Here is a 19369-nt window from a genome sequence, read left to right on the forward strand (position 1 = left end):
GAATTATGACAGAGAGCCATTCGCAACATCTGCCAGTCTTGCTAGACGAGACCCTCGCCGCCCTGTCTCTGAAAGCTGACGGTCATTACCTCGATGCCACCTTTGGTCGTGGCGGACACAGCCGTGCCATTCTGGCGCAACTCTCAGATAAAGGTCGCCTGCTGGGATTGGATCAGGATCCCCAGGCCGTTGCGATCGGCCGTCAACTGGCTGCTGAAGATCCCCGTTTCGCCATTGAACATTGCGCCTTTTCCGAGCTTGCCAAAACTGTGCATGCGCGTCTCTGGCAAAATAATATTGATGGCATTCTGATGGATATCGGTGTGTCTTCTCCACAACTGGATGATGCCGAGCGTGGTTTCAGCTTTCTCAGGGATGGCCCGCTGGATATGCGCATGAACCCTGAAAGCGGGATCAGTGCCGCTGAATGGCTGGCCACAGCAGAAATGCAAGATATCGCCCATGTATTGAAAACCCTGGGCGAAGAGCGCTATGGCAAACGTATTGCCCGCGCGATTGTTGAAACCCGCGACGAGAACCCGATTACCACCACCAAGCAACTGGCCGATCTGGTGGACAAGGCCAGTCCGTCAAGGGAAAAACATAAGCATCCCGCGACCCGCACCTTCCAGGCGATACGTATCTATATTAATAATGAGTTGGACGAACTCAAAGCCGCGCTGGAACAGGCGCTGGATGTATTGGCGGTAGGCGGCAGACTGGTCGTCATCAGCTTCCACTCACTGGAAGACCGCATTGTTAAACGTTATTTCCGCGACCAGGCCCGCGGCGATGATTTGCCGTCGCACTTTCCGGTCACCGTGGATCAACTCAACCCGCGCCTCAAGCTGATTGGCAAGGCTATTAAAGCCGGTGATAAGGAACTGGCTGCCAACCCCAGAGCACGCAGCGCTGTTTTGCGTGTGGCGGAGAAGCTGGCATGAAGCTGAAGCAATACCTGGAACAATTCGATATTAACTGGCCCCTGCTATTGCTGGCTTTGCTGGTCATCATCTCAGCGGTGTCGGTGATTTATGCCAAACATCTTAACCGCAATGAATTTATTCAATTACAGCAACTGGAAAAACAGCGCGATCTGCTTAACGAAGAGTGGGGCCGTCTGCTGCTGGAAGAGAGTACCTGGGGTAGTCCCAGTCGTGTCGAACAGCAGGTTCGCAGCCGTCTGGACATGATCGTGCCCAAGGCCGATATGACCGTGGTGATCAAACGATGAACGCAGCTCGGGTCAGTCACAATCAAGTCGGACGCTGGCGTCTGGAACTGGTACGGATTCTGTTCGTGTTGTTTGTCGCCGTGTTGTGCTGGCGGCTGGCTGATTTACAGATCCTGAACCCCGAGTTTTTACGTAATGAGGGGGATGCGCGTCATCTGCGTCAGGTGCCGGTAGCGGCACATCGCGGCATGCTGCTGGATCGCCAGGGTGAACCGCTGGCGATCAGTACACCGGTCAATTCGGTCTGGCTCAACCCGCAGGATGTGCCTGCCAATCATCCCAAACTGGGACAACTGGCAGAGAAACTCGATATTCCGCTCAGCCTTATCCAGGACAGGATCAAGGCGAATCCGTCACGTGAGTTTGCCTATCTTAAGCGGCGGGTCACACCGGAACTGGCCCAGTCGGTGAAAGCGCTGGAAATCCATGGTGTTTACCTGCAGCGTGAATACAAACGTTACTATCCGGCCGCTGAAGTGACCTCCCATTTGTTGGGCTTTACCAATATTGATGATATCGGTCAGGAAGGACTGGAGCTGACCTATGATGCCGTTTTGACCGGTCGTAGCGGCCTTAAACGCATGGTACGCGACAGCCGCGGTAATTTCGTGGAAGGTGGTGAACTGATTCAACCGGCCAAAGCCGGTGAAAATATCCAACTCAGCATCGATTTACGTTTGCAACACCTGAGCTATCAGGCGCTGAAGAATGCCGTCAAGGAACATAATGCCAAGGCCGGTACGGCGGTGGTACTGGATATCCAAACCGGTGAAGTGCTGGCGATGGTCAATCAGCCGGCCTTCAACCCCAATAACCGCAGCCGCCTCAAAGCCAGCGATTTTCGTAACCGTGCGGTGACGGATCTGTTTGAGCCCGGCTCCACGGTCAAACCGTTTACCGTAGCCAGCGCCATCAAGTCAGGTAAGTATGACCTGGAATCGATTATCAATACCCATCCGGGCGTATACCGGGTCAGCGGCCATCCAATCCGGGATTTCCGTGACTACGGTGAAATTGATCTTGCGACGCTGATCCAAAAGTCGAGCAATATCGCAGCCAGTAAAATCGCTTTGGAACTGGACCCGCAGGCGATGTGGCAGGACTTTGCCCGTTTTGGTCTGGGCGAAGCCACCGGGGCTTATTTCCCAGGTGAAGCGATGGGCACCATGCCGGATCCCCAATCCTGGCGTCGGCTGGATATTGCCACCATGGGCTTTGGTTATGGACTGTCTACTTCTGCATTACAACTGGCCCGTGCCTATTCGGTGCTGGCCAGTGGCGGCATATTAAAACCCGTCACTTTTGTCAAAAGCAATGAGACGCCCAAAGGGCGCCGTGTCTTTTCCGCCGATATCATGCAGCAGGTGCTGGCGATGATGGAAACCGTCGTTGAACCCGGTGGCACGGCCACCCGTGCTGCGGTCGCCAACTACCGTGTCGCCGGTAAAACCGGTACCGCCAAAAAAGCGACCAGTGGCGGTTACGCCGATAAACGTTATCAATCTGTCTTTGCCGGCATTATCCCGGCCAGCGCGCCGCGCCTGGCCATGGTGGTGATGGTGGATGAGCCGCGTGGCGAGGAATACTACGGCGGCGCAGTGGCTGCACCGGTATTTTCAGAAGTCATGACCGGCGCCATGCGACTGCTCAATATCGCACCGGATGCATTACCGATGACGCAGATGCAGGTGGCCCACAAATGATGACATCGATCGTGAAAAAGCAATCTCTGACTTGGCTGCTGCAGGATTGGGTGGCTGAGCATGTCGAACTGCAGGAATGCATGCTTAGTGACATCAGCATGGACAGCCGGCGGGTGACAGCCGGCTGCCTGTTCCTGGCTTTGGCCAAACAGCCCGCCGATCGAGAGAAACATTTACACCAGGCGCTGGATAAAGGGGCCTTTGCCGTATTGATTGATACTGCCAATCCGCTCAGCGACAGTGAGCAGACGCTGCTGGATGAGTCCGTGGTGACGGCCTACCCGATCAGTCAACTGGACCAGCAGGCCGGCTTTATTGCGGCCCGTTTTTATGAAGATCCTTCACAGCATATGACCGTGATTGCGGTTACCGGCACCAATGGAAAAACGTCGGTCAGCCAGTTCCTGGCACAGGCCCTGGAAGGCAGTGGCCAGCCCTGCGGCGTAATCGGCACCATGGGCGCCGGCCGTATCAGTGATCTGGAACTGACCGGTATGACCACCCCGGATCCGGTTTCAATGCAACGTTTGCTGGCCGGTTTTGAACTGGAAGGCTGCCGTTATGTCGCGCTGGAAGCGTCGTCTCATGCCCTGGTGCAGGGACGGCTGAACAGCGTTGATGTCAATGTGGCGGTGTTTACCAACCTGAGCCGTGATCACCTGGATTATCACCAGACCATGGAAGAATACGCTGCCGCCAAGCAGAAGCTGTTTGAGATGGACTCGGTCAGCCAGGCCGTGATCAATATTGATGATGAGTTCGGGCCCACAATGCAATCGGCATTGGGCGATGATGTGCGTGTGCTCAGCTATAGCAGTTTGGGGCAGGCAGATATTCATGCTTCAGCGATTCGCTGTGAACGTGACGGCGTTGCTTTTGACCTAACACTGCAGGGACAGACCCAGCCGATACAACTGCCACTGATGGGGCGTTTTAATGTCGATAACCTGCTCGCTACGGCGGTGGTACTGACCATGATCGGTTTTAGCGGTGATCAGGCCCGTCAAGCCTTGACCCACTGCCACGCAGTGTCAGGCCGTATGGAAGGGCATGGCCAGCAGGATCAACCCTGCATCGTGATTGACTATGCTCACACACCGGATGCACTGGAGCAGGCTTTGACCACTTTGCGCAGTCATCTGCCGGAGAGCGGTCAGCTGTGGTGTGTATTCGGCTGTGGTGGTGACCGTGACAAAGGTAAACGGCCATTGATGGGGCAGATCGCAGAAAACCGCGCTGACAAGGTGATTATCACTGACGACAATCCGCGGAGTGAAGATCACGCGGTGATTGTTGACGAGATTCTGGCCGGTTGCCGTCAGCCGGAAAACATCCGCGTCGAACTGGATCGCAAAGCCGCGATTGTTTATGCGGTGTCCCATGCCGGTCCGGCCGATATCGTGCTGGTGGCAGGGAAGGGGCATGAGGCCTATCAGGAAATTAACCAAATCAAATATCCGTTCAGCGACACGCTGGTGGTCAGCGAGTCACTGGGAGAAGTAAGCAATGGCGTTTATAACGTAATGGGGGGCCATTAATGAGTCTGACTTTGTCCCTCAGTCAACTGGCGAAAATTGTCGGTATCGAAGCTGGTTTTGCAGATATCACGGTCAGCGGTGCTGTGATCGATACCCGCAAGATCATGCCCGGCAACCTGTTTGTTGCTTTAAAAGGTGAGCGGGTCGATGGCCATGATTTTCTGGCCCAGGCACGTGAAGCCGGCGCCAGTGCGGCACTGGTCAGTGAAACCCGTGATGATCCGCTGCCGCAGTTGCAGGTTGAGGATGTCAGGAAAGCCTTTGCCGCGATTGCCCGTGCCTGGTTGCAGCGAAGCCGCGCTAAAGTGGTGGCGATCACCGGCAGTAACGGCAAAACCAGCGTTAAGGAAATGATCAGTGCCATCCTGCGCCAAGCAGGACCGGTGCTGGCAACTGAAGGCAATCTCAACAATGATCTGGGCGTGCCGCTGACGCTCTGCCGGCTGGATGCGGAAGATAAATTTGCCGTGATTGAAATGGGTACCAACCATCCCGGTGAAATTGCTGAACTGGTCAAGATTGCCGCGCCCGATGTGGCCCTTATCAATAATATTGCCCCGGCGCATCTGGAAGGCTTTGGTAGTGAAGCCGGCGTGGCCGAGGAAAAAGGCGCGATTTATCAGGGGCTGATGGCTAGTGGTATCGCCGTGGTCAATGTCGAGATGCCTTATCAGGATATATGGGCGCCGATGATCGCTGAGCGCAAGACCATGAGCTTTGCGCTGGAGAAAGAGGCTGATGTGAAAGCCGACTACATTCAGCCAGAGGCCAGTGGCAGCCATTTCATGGTCAATATTGAAGGCGTGAATCACCATTTCAGTCTGCCTTTGCCAGGTCTTCACAATGTCAATAACGCGCTGGCCGCGATAGCCGTCTGCCGGGCACTGGATATTCCGGTTGATGCCATGGTGCGTGGCCTGGCGAGTATCAAGGCGGTGCCACACAGGCTGCAACTGCGTGCCGGGATCAATGCTTCGAAACTGATTGATGATACCTACAACGCCAACCCCGGTTCCTACCAGCAGGCACTGATGACCCTCGCCGGTTTCAGCGGCGAACACTGGCTGGTACTGGGCGACTTCGGTGAACTAGGCGCTGACAGCGACAATATCCACACTGAAATGGGTAAGCAGGCCTCAGCGTCTGGAGTCAGCCGCTTATTCACGGTAGGCGACAGCAGCCGCATGGCAGCACAGAAATTCGGTTGTGGTGCCCAGCATTTTGAAGATATCGACAGCTTGCAGCAGCACCTGCAGCAGGCTCTTAACCAGAAAGTGGTCTGTCTCATCAAAGGGTCACGATTTATGCAACTGGATAAGCTGGCCGATCAGCTGGCACAAGAGGGAGAAAGCTGATGCTGCTGCTATTGAGTGAATACCTGGCGGAATTTTACAGTGGATTCAGTGTGTTCCAGTACCTCACTCTGCGGGCGATTCTGGGCACCATGACCGCACTTGGTATTGCCCTGATTATCGGGCCCAGCATGATCCGCCAGTTGAGCTTCAAGCAGATTGGTCAGGTTGTGCGTCAGGATGGACCGGAGTCACATTTCAGCAAGAGCGGCACACCCACTATGGGTGGTTCGTTGATTCTCGTTGCCATTGCAGTCAGTACCCTGCTGTGGGCCGATTTAAGCAACCGCTATGTCTGGGTGGTGTTGATTGTCACACTGGCTTTCGGCGTGATTGGCTTTATTGATGATTACATCAAGCTGGTGCGTCAGGATCCGCGTGGTTTGTTGAGTCGCTATAAATATTTCTGGCAGTCAGTGTTTGGTGCCGGGGCTGCGGTATTCCTCTATTACACCGCCTCGGTGCCTGCAGAAACAGCGCTGATTGTGCCGTTTTTCAAGGAAGTCGTGATTCCGCTGGGCGGTTGGTACATGTTGCTGACCTATCTGGTGATTGTGGGCAGTAGTAATGCGGTCAATCTGACCGATGGTCTGGACGGACTGGCGATTATGCCAACGGTGATGGTGGCCAGTGCATTGGGTCTGTTCAGCTATGTCGGCGGCCACTCTGAATTTGCCAGTTACCTGCAGATCCCCTTCATACCCAGTGCCGGTGAATTGACAGTGTTCTGCGCAGCGATGGTCGGGGCTGGTCTCGGCTTTCTCTGGTTTAACACTTATCCGGCCCAGATCTTTATGGGCGATGTCGGCGCGCTGGCTCTCGGGGCAGCGTTGGGCACCGTCGCGGTATTAGTGCGACAGGAACTGGTACTGCTGATCATGGGCGGGGTCTTCGTGATTGAGACTTTGTCGGTGATGATTCAGGTCGCTTCCTACAAGTTGCGTGGTAAACGCGTATTCCTGATGGCACCGATTCATCACCACTACGAGCTTAAAGGTTGGCCGGAGCCACGCATTATCGTGCGCTTCTGGATTGTGACGGTATTTCTGGTTCTGATTGGGTTGGCGACGCTGAAAATACGATGACACAGGGCATGAACACACTTTCACATAAAAACTGCCTGATCGTCGGTCTGGGGCAGACCGGGCTGTCCTGCGCACAGTTTCTGGCTGAGCGTGCACTCAGTGTGGCGGTCATGGATACCCGTGAACAGCCACCGGCGCTAAGCACCTTGCAGCAGGATTACCCGCAAGTGCTGATTAAAACCGGCGGTCTGGATCAGGACTGGTTAATGCAGGCCGATATGATCGTGCTCAGCCCCGGCGTTGATCCACGTTTGCCGGAAATTCAAGCCGCCGCTGCGGCCGGCATTGAAATAGTCGGTGATATCGAATTATTTGCCCGCTATGCGCAGGCACCGGTAGTGGCAGTGACAGGCTCTAACGGAAAAAGCACCGTCACCACGCTAGTCGCGCTGATGGCGCAACTGGCCGGTAAAGAGGTGCTGACAGGTGGCAATCTGGGAACCCCGGCACTGGATTTGCTCAGCGACTTGGTGCCAGATTTTTACATTCTCGAACTGTCCAGTTTCCAGCTCGAGACCGTGAAATCGCTGAATGCTTTTGCTTCGGTCGTGCTTAATGTCAGCCCCGACCATATGGACCGCTACGATTCGGTTGAGCAATACCAGCAGGCCAAACGCAAAGTGTTTGCCGGTGACGGGGTGATGGTGATCAATCGTGATGATCCAGTGGTGAGTGAAATGGCTGAACCCGGACGAATCCAGATCGGCTTCAGCATGCAGCAGAGCGAAGGTGTGGATTTCGGTCTGCTGCAGCATCAGGGGGAAACCTGGCTGGCAGAAGGCAGTGAACCTTTACTGGCCGTCAATCAGCTCAAGATTGCCGGCAATCATAACCTGGCCAATGATCTGGCAGCACTGGCGCTGGGCTCGGCCATGGCATTGCCGATGACGGCTATGCTGTCAGCACTGCAGGAATTCAAAGGTCTGCCGCATCGTTGCCGGCTGGTGCGGGTACTGAACGATGTGCGTTGGTTTAATGATTCCAAGGCCACCAATGTGGGGGCTTGCGTTGCCGCGATTGCGGGGCTTGCCGATAGTGGCCCTATCGTGTTGATTGCCGGCGGTGTGGGTAAGGATCAGGACTTTTCCGAGCTCAGTGACAGCCTGAAACAGGCGGTCCGCGCCGTAGTGCTGATCGGTGAAGATGCTGAACAGATTGCCGCCGTGGTGCCGGCAGCAGTGTCACAGGCCCGGGCAGAAAGTATGACTGACGCGGTCAGACAGGCCCAGCAACTGGCGCAAGCAGGGGATAATGTTTTGCTGTCGCCGGCCTGTGCCAGTTTTGACATGTTCAGCGGTTATGCCGAACGCGGTGAAAAGTTCGAACAGGCAGTAAGGGGGTTGGCGGCATGAGCGAATCCAATCTGCAATTTGACCGCAGCCTGCTGTTTGCTACCGGGGCGCTGTTGTTTATCGGCCTGATCATGGTGTGTTCGGCATCCATCACTATCGCCGACAGCAATACCGGTCAGCCTTTGTTTTATTTTATCCGCCAACTGATGTTTGCCATGGCAGGACTGGGCCTGGCCTGGGCTGTTATTTCGATCAGATTGGCGCTCTGGCAGCGCTTTGCACCGCAGTTACTGATGTTTGGCGTCATGCTGCTGGTGATGGTGCTCATTCCGGGGATCGGCCGCGAAGTTAACGGCTCCAGCCGCTGGCTGCCACTCGGGCCGGTCAACCTTCAGGTCGCCGAACTTATCAAGCTATTTGCCATTATTTATATTGCCGACTACCTGCAGCGCCATCATGGCCAACTGCATACTTCTTTTCTGAAAGTGTTGGCACCTTTGATGCTGCTCGGAGTGGCTGCATTCTTGTTGTTGTTACAGCCAGATATGGGCTCGATGGTGGTGATTATGTCCACCGTGCTGGCGATGCTGTTCCTGGGTGGTGCTCGCCTCGATGTTTTTGCTGCCCTGCTGGCAGTGATGGGCGGATTATTCACCATGCTGGTATGGGTAGCACCATATCGGCTGGAGCGTCTGCAAAGCTTTATGGATCCCTGGGCTGATCCCTGGGGCAGTGGCTTCCAATTGACACAGGCCTTGATCGCGTTTGGTCGAGGTGACTGGCTGGGTGTCGGGCTGGGCAGCAGCATGCAGAAACTGTTCTATCTGCCCGAAGCTCATACCGACTTTCTCTATTCAATTCTGGCCGAAGAGCTGGGATTGGTCGGGGCCTTGGCGGTGATTGTGCTGTTTTTCATCTTTATCTGGCGGGCGTTGGCTATTGGCCGTGCTGCAGAAGATGCGGGCCAGGTGTTTGGTGCCCAGGTTGCCTATGGCATTGGCATCTGGCTGGGGCTGCAGGCCTGCGTCAATATCGGCGTCAATATGGGCGCTTTGCCTACCAAAGGTTTGACCTTGCCCTTAATGAGCTACGGTGGCAGTAGCCTTGTGATTGTCTGCATCGCAGTGGCCCTGTTACTGCGTGTTGATATGGAAACCCGTTTGCCCGAGAAAGCCTCGGCGAGGATCAGACGATGAAGCGGGTCATGATTATGGCAGGCGGCACCGGCGGGCATGTATTCCCGGCGCTGGCAGTGGCTGATGAGCTTAAGCAGCGCGGCGTTGAAGTGAACTGGCTGGGTACGCAAAGAGGTATCGAAGCACGCTTGGTGCCGGAAGCCGGTTACTCACTGTCGTTTATTAGCGTCTCCGGTTTGCGAGGTAATGGCGCTCTGGGCTGGCTAATGGCCCCGTTTCGTATTATGAAAGCTATCAGTCAGGCCTGGTCAGTGATAGAGGACAGCCAGCCTGATGTGGTGTTGGGCTTTGGTGGCTTTGCGTCAGGTCCTGGTGGCGTAGCAGCGTGGCTGAAAAAAACGCCGCTGCTGATCCATGAGCAAAACGCGATCCCAGGGCTGACCAACCGCCTGCTGGCAAAACTGGCAGCGAATGTGATGACCGGTTTCCCTGACAGCTTTGCCGAAAAAGAGAAGGCACTGTGGGTGGGCAACCCGGTTCGCAAGCAGATTGAGGATATGGCGATGCCGCACCTGCGCCAGAGCGAGACCGGACAGCGACTCAAGCTGCTGGTACTGGGCGGCAGTCTCGGTGCCCGTTCGCTGAATACGCAGGTGCCGGCAGCATTGCAACTGATCGACGAAAACAAACGGCCGGAAGTCCGCCACCAGTGTGGCAGCAAACATATCGATGATTGCCGGACGGCGTATCAACAAGCCGGCGTTCAAGCCGATGTCAGTGAATTTATCGGCGATATGGCCGAGGCCTACGGCTGGGCCGATCTGGTGATATGCCGGGCTGGCGCCTTGACCGTAGCAGAAGTGGCGGCAGCCGGCGTGGCATCGATTCTGGTGCCTTACCCACATGCAGTGGACGATCACCAGACCCACAATGCGGCAATGCTGGTCAAAGCCGATGCCGCGCAACTGATCCCGGATCAGGCGTTAAGGGCGGAAGACCTGGCAGATCGCATCAAAAAACTGGAACAGGACAGAGAAGGATTATTAACCATGGCCAATGCGGCGCGCCAGGTTGCCAAAATCGGCACGGCCACGCGTATCGCGGATTTATGCGAGGAGCTGAGTGATGGATAGATTGACCTCAGCGATGCAAAGCCGGGTGCGGCATATCCACTTCATCGGCATTGGTGGCGTGGGCATGGGCGGGATTGCCGAAGTCCTGCTCAATCTGGGCTACCAGGTGACTGGGAGTGATCTGGCAGAAAACAGTCTGATTCGTCACCTGCGCGCGCTGGGTGCCACCATTATGATTGGTCACGACCCCGGTTATCTGGAAGGGGCCGATGTGGTGGTGGTGACCACCGCTGTCAAAGAAGACAATGTTGAGCTTCAGGCGGCGCGCGAACAACGCATTCCGGTGGTGCCCAGGGCTGAAATGCTGGCCGAACTGATGCGCTTTAGCTACGGCATTGCTGTAGCGGGTACGCACGGCAAAACCACCACGACCAGCCTGATTGCCGCCTTGCTCAGTGAAGGCGAACTGGACCCGACCTTTGTCATTGGTGGTCGCCTCAACAGCGCTGGCAGTAATGCCCGTCTGGGCACAGGCCGTTACCTGGTGGCTGAAGCCGATGAGAGCGATGCGTCGTTCCTCTATCTGCAGCCGATGATCGCGGTTGTCACCAATATTGATGAAGATCATATGGAGACCTACGAAGGCAGCTTTGACAAGCTCAAGGCGACTTTTGTCGAGTTTCTCCATCACTTGCCGTTTTATGGCCTTGCCGTCATGTGCCTCGATGATCCGGTCGTGAAAGAACTGCTTAACGAAGTGACGCGGCCGTTTATTACCTATGGTCAGGATGAGGAAGCCGATTATCAACTGGTCGATCTGACTCAGCACCAGGGACAGAGCTTTTTCACCGTGGTGGAAAAACATACCGGTAAGCGTTTCCCGGTCACCCTCAATATGCCCGGTCTGCACAATGTGCTGAATGCCACCGCAGCGATGGCCGTGGCGCGCAACCTGGAAGTCAAAGTCGAGGCCTGCCAGCGCGCCTTGCATAAATTTGATGGTATCGGCCGTCGCTTTAATCTGCTGGGGCCGGTTAAAGCCGAGGGTGGTGAGGCGATGCTGATTGATGATTACGGTCACCACCCCACTGAAATAGCCGCCACGCTTGATGCCACCCGCGGTGGCTGGCCGGAAAACCGCCTGGTGGTGGTATTTCAGCCGCACCGCTATACCCGTACCCGTGATTTATTTGAGGATTTCGCTCAGGTCTTGTCCAGCGTTGACGTGCTGGTTGTTCTGGAAGTCTATCCCGCCGGTGAAAGCAAAATTGCCGGTGCGGATGCCCGCAGCTTGTGCCGGGCGATTCGACTGCGGGGTCAGGTTGAGCCGGTGTTTGCCGAGGATAAAGCGGCATTGTTCGAGTTATTGCCGGGCCTGCTCAAAGACGGTGATGTAGTGCTGACTCTGGGCGCCGGTGATATTGGCCGTATGGCTCAGGCTTTACCGACGGTACTAAGCGGGGGTGCTGAATGATGGCTTTACAGCAGAACCTCAGAGGACAATTACAGCAACAGCAGTCTCTGTCACGTTATACCTCCTGGCGGGTCGGCGGTGAGGCAAAACAAGTCTACCGGCCCGCTGATGCGGCGGATCTGGCGCTGTTTCTGCAACAGTTGCCGGAGGATGAACCGGTGTTGTGGCTGGGGCTTGGCAGTAACCTGCTGATCCGTGATGGCGGATTCCCGGGCACAGTGATTATTACCGCCGGGACTTTGCAGCAGATCGACATCGATGGGCTCAGCCTCAGTGCTGAAGTCGGTGTCTACTGCAGCAAGCTGGCCAAGCAAGCTGCCAAGGCAGGAATGAAAGGCGCTGCCTTCCTGGCAGGTATTCCGGGCACGCTGGGCGGCGCGCTGGCCATGAATGCCGGCGCCCATGGTGGTGAAACCTGGGACTTTGTCACCGGCGTCACCACCATTAATAAACACGGCCAGCTTCGCCAGCGCCCGGCGTCAGAATTCAAAGTGAGTTACCGCCACGTGGCATTGCCCGATGGCGAGTGGTTTATTGCGGCCAATATGCAATTCGAACAGGGTGATGCTGAAGCAGAGTCATCACTGATCCGGGAACTGCTCAAAAAACGCAATGCCAGTCAGCCCACCAACCAGCCCTGTGCCGGTTCGGTGTTCCGTAACCCGCCGGGTGATTTTGCGGGTCGCCTGATCGAAACCAGTGACCTCAAAGGCCTGACCGTGGGCGGAGCCAGCGTTTCAAGCAAGCATGCCAACTTTATTGTCAATGACGGCAGTGCCACAGCGGCGGATATCGAAGCATTGATTTATTTGCTGCAGGACAAAATTGAACAACTGCACGGGGTCAAATTGATACCGGAAGTACACATTATCGGGGAGGCGAACTGATGACGCGCCGTATTGATAATGCTGCAGAATTTGGCCGGGTCGCGGTATTGATGGGCGGACGCAGTGCTGAGCGTGAGATTTCCCTGATCAGCGGCAAGGCAGTGCTGGCCGGACTGCAGCGCCGTGGCGTCGATGCCTATGGTATCGATGTCAGCTTTGATATCTGTCATCAACTCAGCAGCGGTGAGTTTGATCGGGCCTTTGTAGTACTGCATGGCCGTGGAGGCGAAGACGGCGAAATCCAGGGCTTTTTACAGGCGATTAATCTGCCTTACAGCGGCAGTGGTGTGGCGGCATCGGTACTGTCGATGAACAAGCGCATCAGCAAAAACAACTGGATCCAGCAGGGGCTGCCTACCGCGGCCTATGAGCAGGTCAATGCCGATAGTGATGCCGCCACGCTGGTCAGAAAGCTGGGGCTGCCGCTCATTATCAAGCCAGTCAATGAAGGCTCCAGTATTGGTATGAGCAAGGTCAACACTGCAGAGCAACTGAAAGTGGCGATTAATCTGGCCTTGGAATACGACGCCGATGTGATTGCCGAGCAATGGATCACGGGTGAGGAATACACCGTCGCCATATTAGATGGCGAGGCGCTGCCTGCGATTCGTCTGAAAACGCCCAATGAATTCTACGACTATGAAGCCAAGTACCAGTCAAACTCGACCGAGTATTTGTGTCCCTGCGGACTGGATCAGCAAAGCGAACAGCAGATGCAACAACTGGCATTACAAGCGTTCGACGGACTGGATATGTCGGGCTGGGGACGAGTGGATTTCATGCGGGACGGCAGAGGCGAGTTTTATTTGCTGGAAGCCAATAGCGTGCCGGGCATGACTGATCATAGCTTGGTGCCTATGGCGGCGAAGCAGGCAGGGCTGGATTTTGATGATCTGGTTTGGCGCATTCTGGAAACCAGTTTTGGAGGACAGGACTGATGGCCGCTAAAAAGCGTGGCGCCACCATTAAGCAAAAGCCGGTGCAGCAAACACGCGACTGGCAACAGCTCTTCAAGCAGGGCCTGGCAGCGTTGCTTGTGATGACCGCGCTGGTCAGTGTGGTTTACCTGCACGAAGCCGACACGCTGCCGGTCAAGCATGTCAGCGTCGAAGGTGATATGCGTCATGTTGATCGTGAGCAACTGGTAGAAGCGGTGTCGCCGTTTGTCCGCGGCAGTTTCCTCGATGTGGATGTCGCCAGTATTCGTCAAGCCGGTGAACAGCTGCCCTGGATCCAACAAATCCAGGTCAGACGTGTCTGGCCTGACACCCTGCACCTGGTTGTACAGGAGCATCAGGCCGTGGCGCGCTGGAATGAGAACAGTCTGGTGAACAACCTGGGCGGCGTGTTTACGCCGGGAGCCGAAACCATCCCCGTCGGGCTGGTGCAAATGAACGGCCCGGACGGCACCAGTGAGTTGATGGCAAGAAAACTGGTGAATATTCAGCAGCAGGTCGATGTTCTGGGGCTGCGGGTAACCGCGATCAGCATGGATAAGCGCCGTGCCTGGCAGGTGGATTTCAAAGACGGCCTGCATCTGAAACTCGGCCGCGCCGATGGCGACACCCGGCTCCAGCGGTTTATTGATGTTTACCGCGGCGGCCTGAACGGTTTCAGAGAGCAGATTGAAGCGATTGATATGCGTTATACCAACGGGCTGGCAGTGGTCTGGAAAGACGGTCAGCAACCTGATTTTAATGGGACAGTGTAATGTCGAAACGTAGTGAGAGAGAACTTATCGTCGGGCTGGATATCGGCACCTCCAAGGTGGTATCGATTGTGGCGGCACCGATCCCGGATGCCGGCCCCAATGAAAATCAGCTGGAAATTATCGGTATTGGTTCTCACCCGGCCAGAGGCATGAAAAAAGGTGTGGTGGTGAATATCGAGTCCACCGTGCAGTCAATTCAGCGCGCCGTGGAAGAAGCCGAGCTGATGGCGGGCTGCCAGATCCACTCAGTTTATGCCGGGATTGCCGGCAGCCATATCCGCAGCCTGAACTCTCATGGCACGGTCGCTATCCGCGATAAAGAAGTGACTCAGGGCGATTTGGACCGGGTGCTGGATGCGGCGCGGGCTGTACATTTCCCCGGCGACCAGCAACTGCTGCATGTACTGCCGCAGGAATTCATTATCGATAACCAGGAAGGTATCCGTGAGCCTATCGGCATGTCGGGCGTCAGGCTGGAAGCCAAAGTCCACCTGATTACCGGTGCGGTCAGTGCGGCGCAGAACATTACCAAATGTATTGAACGCTGTGGCCTGGTGGTGGACGGCATCGTGCTGGAGCAGATGGCTTCCAGCTATTCGGTGCTGGATCAGGATGAAAAAGAGCTGGGCGTCTGCATTATCGATATCGGCGGCGGCACCACCGATATTGCGGTGTTTGTTGACGGTGCGATTCGCCATACCGCGGTGATTCCGATTGCCGGTGACCAGGTCACCAATGATATCGCGGTAGCTTTGCGCACACCGACCCAGTACGCCGAAGAAATCAAGATTAAATACGCCTGCGCGCTGACGCAGCTGGCACGTGAAGATGAAACCATCGAAGTGCCCAGCGTCGGTGACAGGCCGCCACGGCAATTGGCGCGGCAAACGCTGGCCGAAGTCGTGGAACCACGTTACGAGGAGCTGCTGATGCTGGTTCAGGCTGAACTGCGGCGCAGTGGTTTTGAGGAAATGCTGGCTGCCGGCATCGTGCTGACAGGCGGTAGTTCCAAAATGGAAGGCGTTATTGAGCTCGCTGAAGAGGTCTTCCATCTGCCTGTGCGCTTGGGCGTACCACAACATGTCGGGGGACTGGTTGATGTGGTGCGTAATCCAATCCATGCCACGGGTGTCGGGTTGCTGTTATTCGGCAACGAGGAACATGCCCCGGGGCATGGAGAAATCAAGGTAAGTGACGGGTTTAAAGGCATGCTGGCAAGAATGAAGAGCTGGTTCCAGGGGAATTTCTAAGCTCAGTCATTAGCGTGCTGATTTGAACAATTTTTTAGGGGGAGAAAACCATGACTTTTGAATTAATTGATACTTATACAGAAAATGCTGTTATTAAAGTGATCGGTGTTGGTGGAGGCGGCGGTAACGCCCTGGAACACATGGTCATCAACCAGATCGAGGGCGTTGATTTCATCAGTGCCAACACGGATGCCCAGGCTCTGCGTAAAAGTACCGCGACCACCCAACTGCAACTGGGTACGGATATCACCAAAGGCCTGGGCGCCGGTGCTAATCCGGATGTCGGTCGTCAGGCGGCGCTGGAAGATCGCGAACGTATTATGGAAGTGATCGATGGCGCCGATATGGTCTTCATCACCGCCGGCATGGGCGGTGGTACCGGTACCGGTGCCGCACCGGTGGTGGCACAGGTCGCCAAGGAAATGGGCATTCTGACCGTGGCGGTTGTCACCAAGCCGTTCCCGTTTGAAGGCGGTAAACGTATGAAAACCGCACAGGCAGGCATTGAAGAGTTGGGTCAGCATGTGGATTCGCTGATTACCATTCCCAATGAAAAGCTGCTGAAAGTGCTGGGCAAGGACATGACCTTGCTCAATGCCTTTAAAGCCGCCAACGATGTACTGTTGGGCGCGGTGCAGGGCATTGCCGAGCTGATTACCCGCGAAGGTATGATCAACGTCGACTTTGCTGACGTGCGCACTGTGATGTCGGAAATGGGCATGGCGATGATGGGTACCGGTCATGCGTCCGGTGAAACACGCGCCCGTGAAGCGGCTAAGCTGGCCGTGTCTAGTCCGTTGCTGGAAGATGTCGATCTGGCCGGGGCCCGCGGCGTACTGGTCAACATCACTGCCGGTCTCGATATGAGCATCGGTGAGTTTGAAGAAGTGGGTAACACCGTTAAGGAATTTGCTTCTGATGACGCTACTGTGGTTGTTGGTACCGTGATTGATCCTGAGATGACTGATGAACTGCGGGTCACTGTAGTCGCCACTGGCCTGGGTAGTGACCGGGTTGCCGTGCCGAAAACACCGGAAGCCGAGTCACCGCAGATTGAAATCGTCAAAAAGCCGGCCGAAATCGACTACGACGAGCCGACTGTCATGCGTAAAGAAAAAGATAGTCAGCAGAAACAAGTGGCGAACGGTGATGTCAATATGGATTATCTTGATATCCCGGCGTTTCTGCGTCGTCAGGCTGACTAGGTGTAAAGTTGTGTAAAGTGGCTGGAGCTGTTGTGCTTGTGATAATATGATCGGATCTGTATTTGTATAAGGGGGTATAACACCGTGATTAAGCAGCGAACATTGAAAAACGTGATTCGTGCCACCGGTGTAGGTCTGCATAGTGGCGAGATGGTCTATCTCACCCTGCGTCCTGCTGCCCCCAATACAGGCATTATCTTCCGCCGGGTCGATCTCGACCCTGTGGTTGAGATCCAGGCCAAGGCAGAAAATGTCGGTGAAACGGCATTGTCGACCACATTGGTTGAACACGGTGAGCGCGTGTCAACGGTCGAACATTTACTGTCTGCCTTTGCCGGTCTCGGTATTGATAATGCTTACATCGATCTGAATGCCCCCGAAGTGCCGATCATGGACGGCAGTGCCGGACCTTTTGTGTTCCTGGTGCAATCGGCGGGCATCGAAGAGCAGAACGTTGCCAAGCAGTTTATTCGTATTAAGAAGCCGGTCACCCTGGAAGATGGTGACAAGTGGGCGCGCTTTGAACCGTTTGACGGCTTCAAGGTCTCGTTCACGATTGACTTCGAGCACCCGGCCTTTACCGGACGACCGCAGAAGGTTGATGTTGATTTCTCCTCCACATCATTCGTTCGCGAAGTCAGCCGGGCCCGGACTTTCGGCTTTATGAAAGATATCGAGAAGCTGCGCGAAAACAATCTGGCGCTGGGTGGCAGCATGGATAATGCGATTGTCGTCGACGATTACCGGGTACTGAATGAAGACGGCCTGCGTTACGAAGACGAATTTGTCCGCCACAAGGTGCTGGATGCGATTGGTGATTTGTACTTGCTGGGACACAGCCTGATTGGCGCTTTCAGCGGCTACAAGTCCGGTCACGAAGTGAACAACAAACTACTGCGTAAACTGCTGGCCCAGGAAGATGCCTGGGAACTGGTCAGCTTCGAAGACGACAAAGACGCCCCCATTCTTTTCAGTCGTCCTGCTGCCTCGTTGACCAGCTGATTTAGTCAGCCTGGCGCCGGGCCAGTTTATGCAGGGCGGTCTTGAGCGGACCGTCCTCGATTTCAGCAGCGGTGCTGTTTAACAGCGCCGCTGTTTTTGTAGATAACTGCATGTTATTGCTGGCCGGTGGTCGTTTGACGGCAGGCAGAGGCCGGACTTTCACTTCAAGCCGGCCCACCGGTTCCGGCAGATGGGCAGCCAGGGCCTGACAGATTTGCGGCCCCTGAAAGCGCAGCATGCTGGCATAGGCCGCCTTATCGGTAATGATGACAAGGCTGTCGCCACTGATGTTTGCCAGCTGACAATGATTCACAAATTGCAGGGGCAGGCTTTTTTGCAAAATGATGTTAAGCTTGTCCAATTGCCCGGCGCGCGCAAACAGCCTGTTAAACTGGCTGTTTTGTTGACACACCTGTTTCATGCGTTTGGGTTTATCAGACATATTAATCACTGAGAAAGGATAAAAATGCAGGTTATCATTATATCCTCAAACAGTCAGACACATAAGCAATGGCATCTGACCCGCGGCAAGCTGATGTTGCTGCTCGCGCTGATCGTCAGCCTGGTCAGTGTCAGCAGCTATAGCTTTGCCAACTGGCTCAACAATCCCGCCTCATCACAACTCAATCCAGCCATTCCAGTAACACAAACCTCATCCAACAGCACCGGTTCTGTCGAAACACAGCAGACTGCTGAGCAGGGTGAATCGGCCACTGAGTTTTATGCACGGCAACTGGGCGGTTTGCAGGCAGAAACCATTCGCCTGCGTATGTTTAGCGAACGGCTGGCAGAAATCGCCGGTTTTGATACCAGTGCTTTTTCGCTGGATGAACACCCCGGTCAGGGCGGCATTGAAAAAGACGGCAGCGCGCTGAGCAGTGACGTGCTGGATCTCAGTATTGAACAACTGTCTGAGGAACTGCGTAACCAGCAGGAAGCTTTGACCGCGCTGGAGCAGTACCTGTTGACCGAGGATACCATCGCCGCCAGCATCCCCACCGGTAAGCCAGTAAAAGACGGATGGGTATCGTCCTTCTATGGATACCGCATTGATCCTTTCAATGGGAAGAAGACCTTCCATGAAGGTCTGGACATCGCTGCGCGCAATGGTACCAACGTTCTGTCTGTTGCCGATGGTATTGTCACCTGGGTCGGCCAGCGTGGCGGTTATGGTGGTCTGGTGGAAGTCGATCACGGTAATGGCTATGTCACCCGTTATGCTCATAATAAGACCATCAAGGTCAAGAAAGGCGACCGCGTCAATAAGGGAGAGACGCTTGCGCTGATGGGCTCGACCGGACGTTCAACCGGTCCCCACGTGCACTTTGAGGTGCTGCGCGACGGCCAGCACGTCAACCCGTACAACTTCATCAAGTAACATCCCTTGTATTCTGCGGAGCCTGCCTCCATCTGGAATTGAATATGCT

General features: G+C 55.3%; 18 protein-coding genes. 17 read left to right on the forward strand and 1 reads right to left on the reverse strand.

All coding sequences use genetic code 11. From position 1 onward, the window contains the following. Positions 1 to 5 precede the first annotated feature (5 nt). From rsmH to lpxC, 16 genes are all read left to right on the forward strand, one after another. Positions 6 to 944 carry a 16S rRNA (cytosine(1402)-N(4))-methyltransferase RsmH gene (rsmH, locus tag Q0X64_RS10265; protein WP_297812372.1) on the forward strand — a complete coding sequence of 313 codons (939 nt, stop codon included), beginning with the start codon at positions 6 to 8 and terminating at the stop codon, positions 942 to 944. Then, complete coding sequence (ftsL, locus tag Q0X64_RS10270) at positions 941 to 1234, forward strand: cell division protein FtsL (protein WP_297812374.1); 294 nt, start codon at positions 941 to 943, stop codon at positions 1232 to 1234. The genes rsmH and ftsL overlap by 4 nt, the downstream gene beginning before the upstream one ends. Beyond that, positions 1231 to 2937: a penicillin-binding transpeptidase domain-containing protein gene (locus Q0X64_RS10275; RefSeq protein ID WP_297812377.1), complete on the forward strand. Its 1707-nt coding sequence runs from the start codon at positions 1231 to 1233 to the stop codon at positions 2935 to 2937. The genes ftsL and Q0X64_RS10275 overlap by 4 nt, the downstream gene beginning before the upstream one ends. After that, positions 2934 to 4475, forward strand: coding sequence for a UDP-N-acetylmuramoyl-L-alanyl-D-glutamate--2,6-diaminopimelate ligase (locus Q0X64_RS10280; protein ID WP_297812380.1), 1542 nt, complete (start codon positions 2934 to 2936; stop codon positions 4473 to 4475). The genes Q0X64_RS10275 and Q0X64_RS10280 overlap by 4 nt, the downstream gene beginning before the upstream one ends. Further along, on the forward strand, positions 4475 to 5830 hold the full coding sequence (gene murF / locus Q0X64_RS10285; protein ID WP_297812383.1) for a UDP-N-acetylmuramoyl-tripeptide--D-alanyl-D-alanine ligase: 1356 nt from the start codon (positions 4475 to 4477) through the stop codon (positions 5828 to 5830). Before Q0X64_RS10280 ends, murF begins: the two co-directional genes overlap by 1 nt. Continuing rightward, a complete protein-coding gene (gene mraY / locus Q0X64_RS10290) occupies positions 5830 to 6912 on the forward strand; it encodes a phospho-N-acetylmuramoyl-pentapeptide-transferase (protein ID WP_297812386.1) in 1083 nt (360 codons plus the stop codon). The genes murF and mraY overlap by 1 nt, the downstream gene beginning before the upstream one ends. 8 nt (positions 6913 to 6920) lie before the next feature. Beyond that, on the forward strand, positions 6921 to 8264 hold the full coding sequence (gene murD, locus Q0X64_RS10295; RefSeq protein WP_297812389.1) for a UDP-N-acetylmuramoyl-L-alanine--D-glutamate ligase: 1344 nt from the start codon (positions 6921 to 6923) through the stop codon (positions 8262 to 8264). Next, a complete protein-coding gene (gene ftsW / locus Q0X64_RS10300; RefSeq protein ID WP_297812392.1) occupies positions 8261 to 9400 on the forward strand; it encodes a putative lipid II flippase FtsW in 1140 nt (379 codons plus the stop codon). Before murD ends, ftsW begins: the two co-directional genes overlap by 4 nt. Continuing rightward, the gene (gene murG / locus Q0X64_RS10305) at positions 9397 to 10473 is read left to right on the forward strand and encodes an undecaprenyldiphospho-muramoylpentapeptide beta-N-acetylglucosaminyltransferase (protein WP_297812395.1); all 1077 of its coding nucleotides are present in this window, start codon (positions 9397 to 9399) and stop codon (positions 10471 to 10473) included. The genes ftsW and murG overlap by 4 nt, the downstream gene beginning before the upstream one ends. Continuing rightward, the gene (gene murC, locus Q0X64_RS10310) at positions 10466 to 11887 is read left to right on the forward strand and encodes a UDP-N-acetylmuramate--L-alanine ligase (RefSeq protein ID WP_297812397.1); all 1422 of its coding nucleotides are present in this window, start codon (positions 10466 to 10468) and stop codon (positions 11885 to 11887) included. Before murG ends, murC begins: the two co-directional genes overlap by 8 nt. After that, positions 11884 to 12774: a UDP-N-acetylmuramate dehydrogenase gene (murB, locus tag Q0X64_RS10315; protein ID WP_297812400.1), complete on the forward strand. Its 891-nt coding sequence runs from the start codon at positions 11884 to 11886 to the stop codon at positions 12772 to 12774. Before murC ends, murB begins: the two co-directional genes overlap by 4 nt. Continuing rightward, positions 12774 to 13712, forward strand: a complete 939-nt coding sequence (locus Q0X64_RS10320) for a D-alanine--D-alanine ligase (protein WP_297812403.1) — start codon at positions 12774 to 12776, stop codon at positions 13710 to 13712. The genes murB and Q0X64_RS10320 overlap by 1 nt, the downstream gene beginning before the upstream one ends. Further along, positions 13712 to 14485: a cell division protein FtsQ/DivIB gene (locus tag Q0X64_RS10325; RefSeq protein ID WP_297812405.1), complete on the forward strand. Its 774-nt coding sequence runs from the start codon at positions 13712 to 13714 to the stop codon at positions 14483 to 14485. The genes Q0X64_RS10320 and Q0X64_RS10325 overlap by 1 nt, the downstream gene beginning before the upstream one ends. Continuing rightward, positions 14485 to 15735 (forward strand): cell division protein FtsA, encoded by a 1251-nt coding sequence (ftsA, locus tag Q0X64_RS10330; RefSeq protein WP_297812408.1) that lies wholly within the window; start codon positions 14485 to 14487, stop codon positions 15733 to 15735. The genes Q0X64_RS10325 and ftsA overlap by 1 nt, the downstream gene beginning before the upstream one ends. A gap of 50 nt (positions 15736 to 15785) precedes the next feature. After that, entirely contained in the window at positions 15786 to 16940 is a 1155-nt protein-coding gene (gene ftsZ / locus Q0X64_RS10335) for a cell division protein FtsZ (RefSeq protein ID WP_297812410.1), read from the forward strand. A gap of 84 nt (positions 16941 to 17024) precedes the next feature. Next, entirely contained in the window at positions 17025 to 17942 is a 918-nt protein-coding gene (gene lpxC / locus Q0X64_RS10340; RefSeq protein ID WP_297812413.1) for a UDP-3-O-acyl-N-acetylglucosamine deacetylase, read from the forward strand. Position 17943: 1 nt separating this feature from the next. Here the strand turns inward: lpxC and Q0X64_RS10345 are convergent, their stop codons facing one another. Then, entirely contained in the window at positions 17944 to 18384 is a 441-nt protein-coding gene (locus Q0X64_RS10345) for a DciA family protein (protein ID WP_297812416.1), read from the reverse strand. Positions 18385 to 18408: 24 nt separating this feature from the next. On the opposite strand from Q0X64_RS10345, the gene Q0X64_RS10350 reads away from it, so the two are divergent. Next, the gene (locus Q0X64_RS10350; protein ID WP_297812418.1) at positions 18409 to 19320 is read left to right on the forward strand and encodes a M23 family metallopeptidase; all 912 of its coding nucleotides are present in this window, start codon (positions 18409 to 18411) and stop codon (positions 19318 to 19320) included. The last annotated feature ends 49 nt before the right edge of the window (positions 19321 to 19369 follow it).

The organism is uncultured Methylophaga sp. (assembly GCF_947259025.1).
Taxonomy (GTDB): Bacteria; Pseudomonadota; Gammaproteobacteria; order Nitrosococcales; family Methylophagaceae; genus Methylophaga.

Excerpts from the sequence above, each read along its gene's own strand:
- murG (WP_297812395.1), top strand. The coding sequence starts at position 9,397 with ATGAAGCGGGTCATGATTATGGCAGGCGGCACCGGCGGGCATGTATTC.
- Q0X64_RS10280 (WP_297812380.1), top strand. The coding sequence starts at position 2,934 with ATGATGACATCGATCGTGAAAAAGCAATCTCTGACTTGGCTGCTGCAG.
- rsmH (WP_297812372.1), top strand. The coding sequence starts at position 6 with ATGACAGAGAGCCATTCGCAACATCTGCCAGTCTTGCTAGACGAGACC.
- mraY (WP_297812386.1), top strand. The coding sequence starts at position 5,830 with ATGCTGCTGCTATTGAGTGAATACCTGGCGGAATTTTACAGTGGATTC.
- Q0X64_RS10345 (WP_297812416.1), bottom strand. The coding sequence starts at position 18,384 with ATGTCTGATAAACCCAAACGCATGAAACAGGTGTGTCAACAAAACAGC.
- Q0X64_RS10275 (WP_297812377.1), top strand. The coding sequence starts at position 1,231 with ATGAACGCAGCTCGGGTCAGTCACAATCAAGTCGGACGCTGGCGTCTG.
- Q0X64_RS10320 (WP_297812403.1), top strand. The coding sequence starts at position 12,774 with ATGACGCGCCGTATTGATAATGCTGCAGAATTTGGCCGGGTCGCGGTA.
- murB (WP_297812400.1), top strand. The coding sequence starts at position 11,884 with ATGATGGCTTTACAGCAGAACCTCAGAGGACAATTACAGCAACAGCAG.
- ftsL (WP_297812374.1), top strand. The coding sequence starts at position 941 with ATGAAGCTGAAGCAATACCTGGAACAATTCGATATTAACTGGCCCCTG.
- Q0X64_RS10350 (WP_297812418.1), top strand. The coding sequence starts at position 18,409 with ATGCAGGTTATCATTATATCCTCAAACAGTCAGACACATAAGCAATGG.
- Q0X64_RS10325 (WP_297812405.1), top strand. The coding sequence starts at position 13,712 with ATGGCCGCTAAAAAGCGTGGCGCCACCATTAAGCAAAAGCCGGTGCAG.
- murD (WP_297812389.1), top strand. The coding sequence starts at position 6,921 with ATGAACACACTTTCACATAAAAACTGCCTGATCGTCGGTCTGGGGCAG.
- ftsZ (WP_297812410.1), top strand. The coding sequence starts at position 15,786 with ATGACTTTTGAATTAATTGATACTTATACAGAAAATGCTGTTATTAAA.
- ftsW (WP_297812392.1), top strand. The coding sequence starts at position 8,261 with ATGAGCGAATCCAATCTGCAATTTGACCGCAGCCTGCTGTTTGCTACC.
- murF (WP_297812383.1), top strand. The coding sequence starts at position 4,475 with ATGAGTCTGACTTTGTCCCTCAGTCAACTGGCGAAAATTGTCGGTATC.
- murC (WP_297812397.1), top strand. The coding sequence starts at position 10,466 with ATGGATAGATTGACCTCAGCGATGCAAAGCCGGGTGCGGCATATCCAC.
- ftsA (WP_297812408.1), top strand. The coding sequence starts at position 14,485 with ATGTCGAAACGTAGTGAGAGAGAACTTATCGTCGGGCTGGATATCGGC.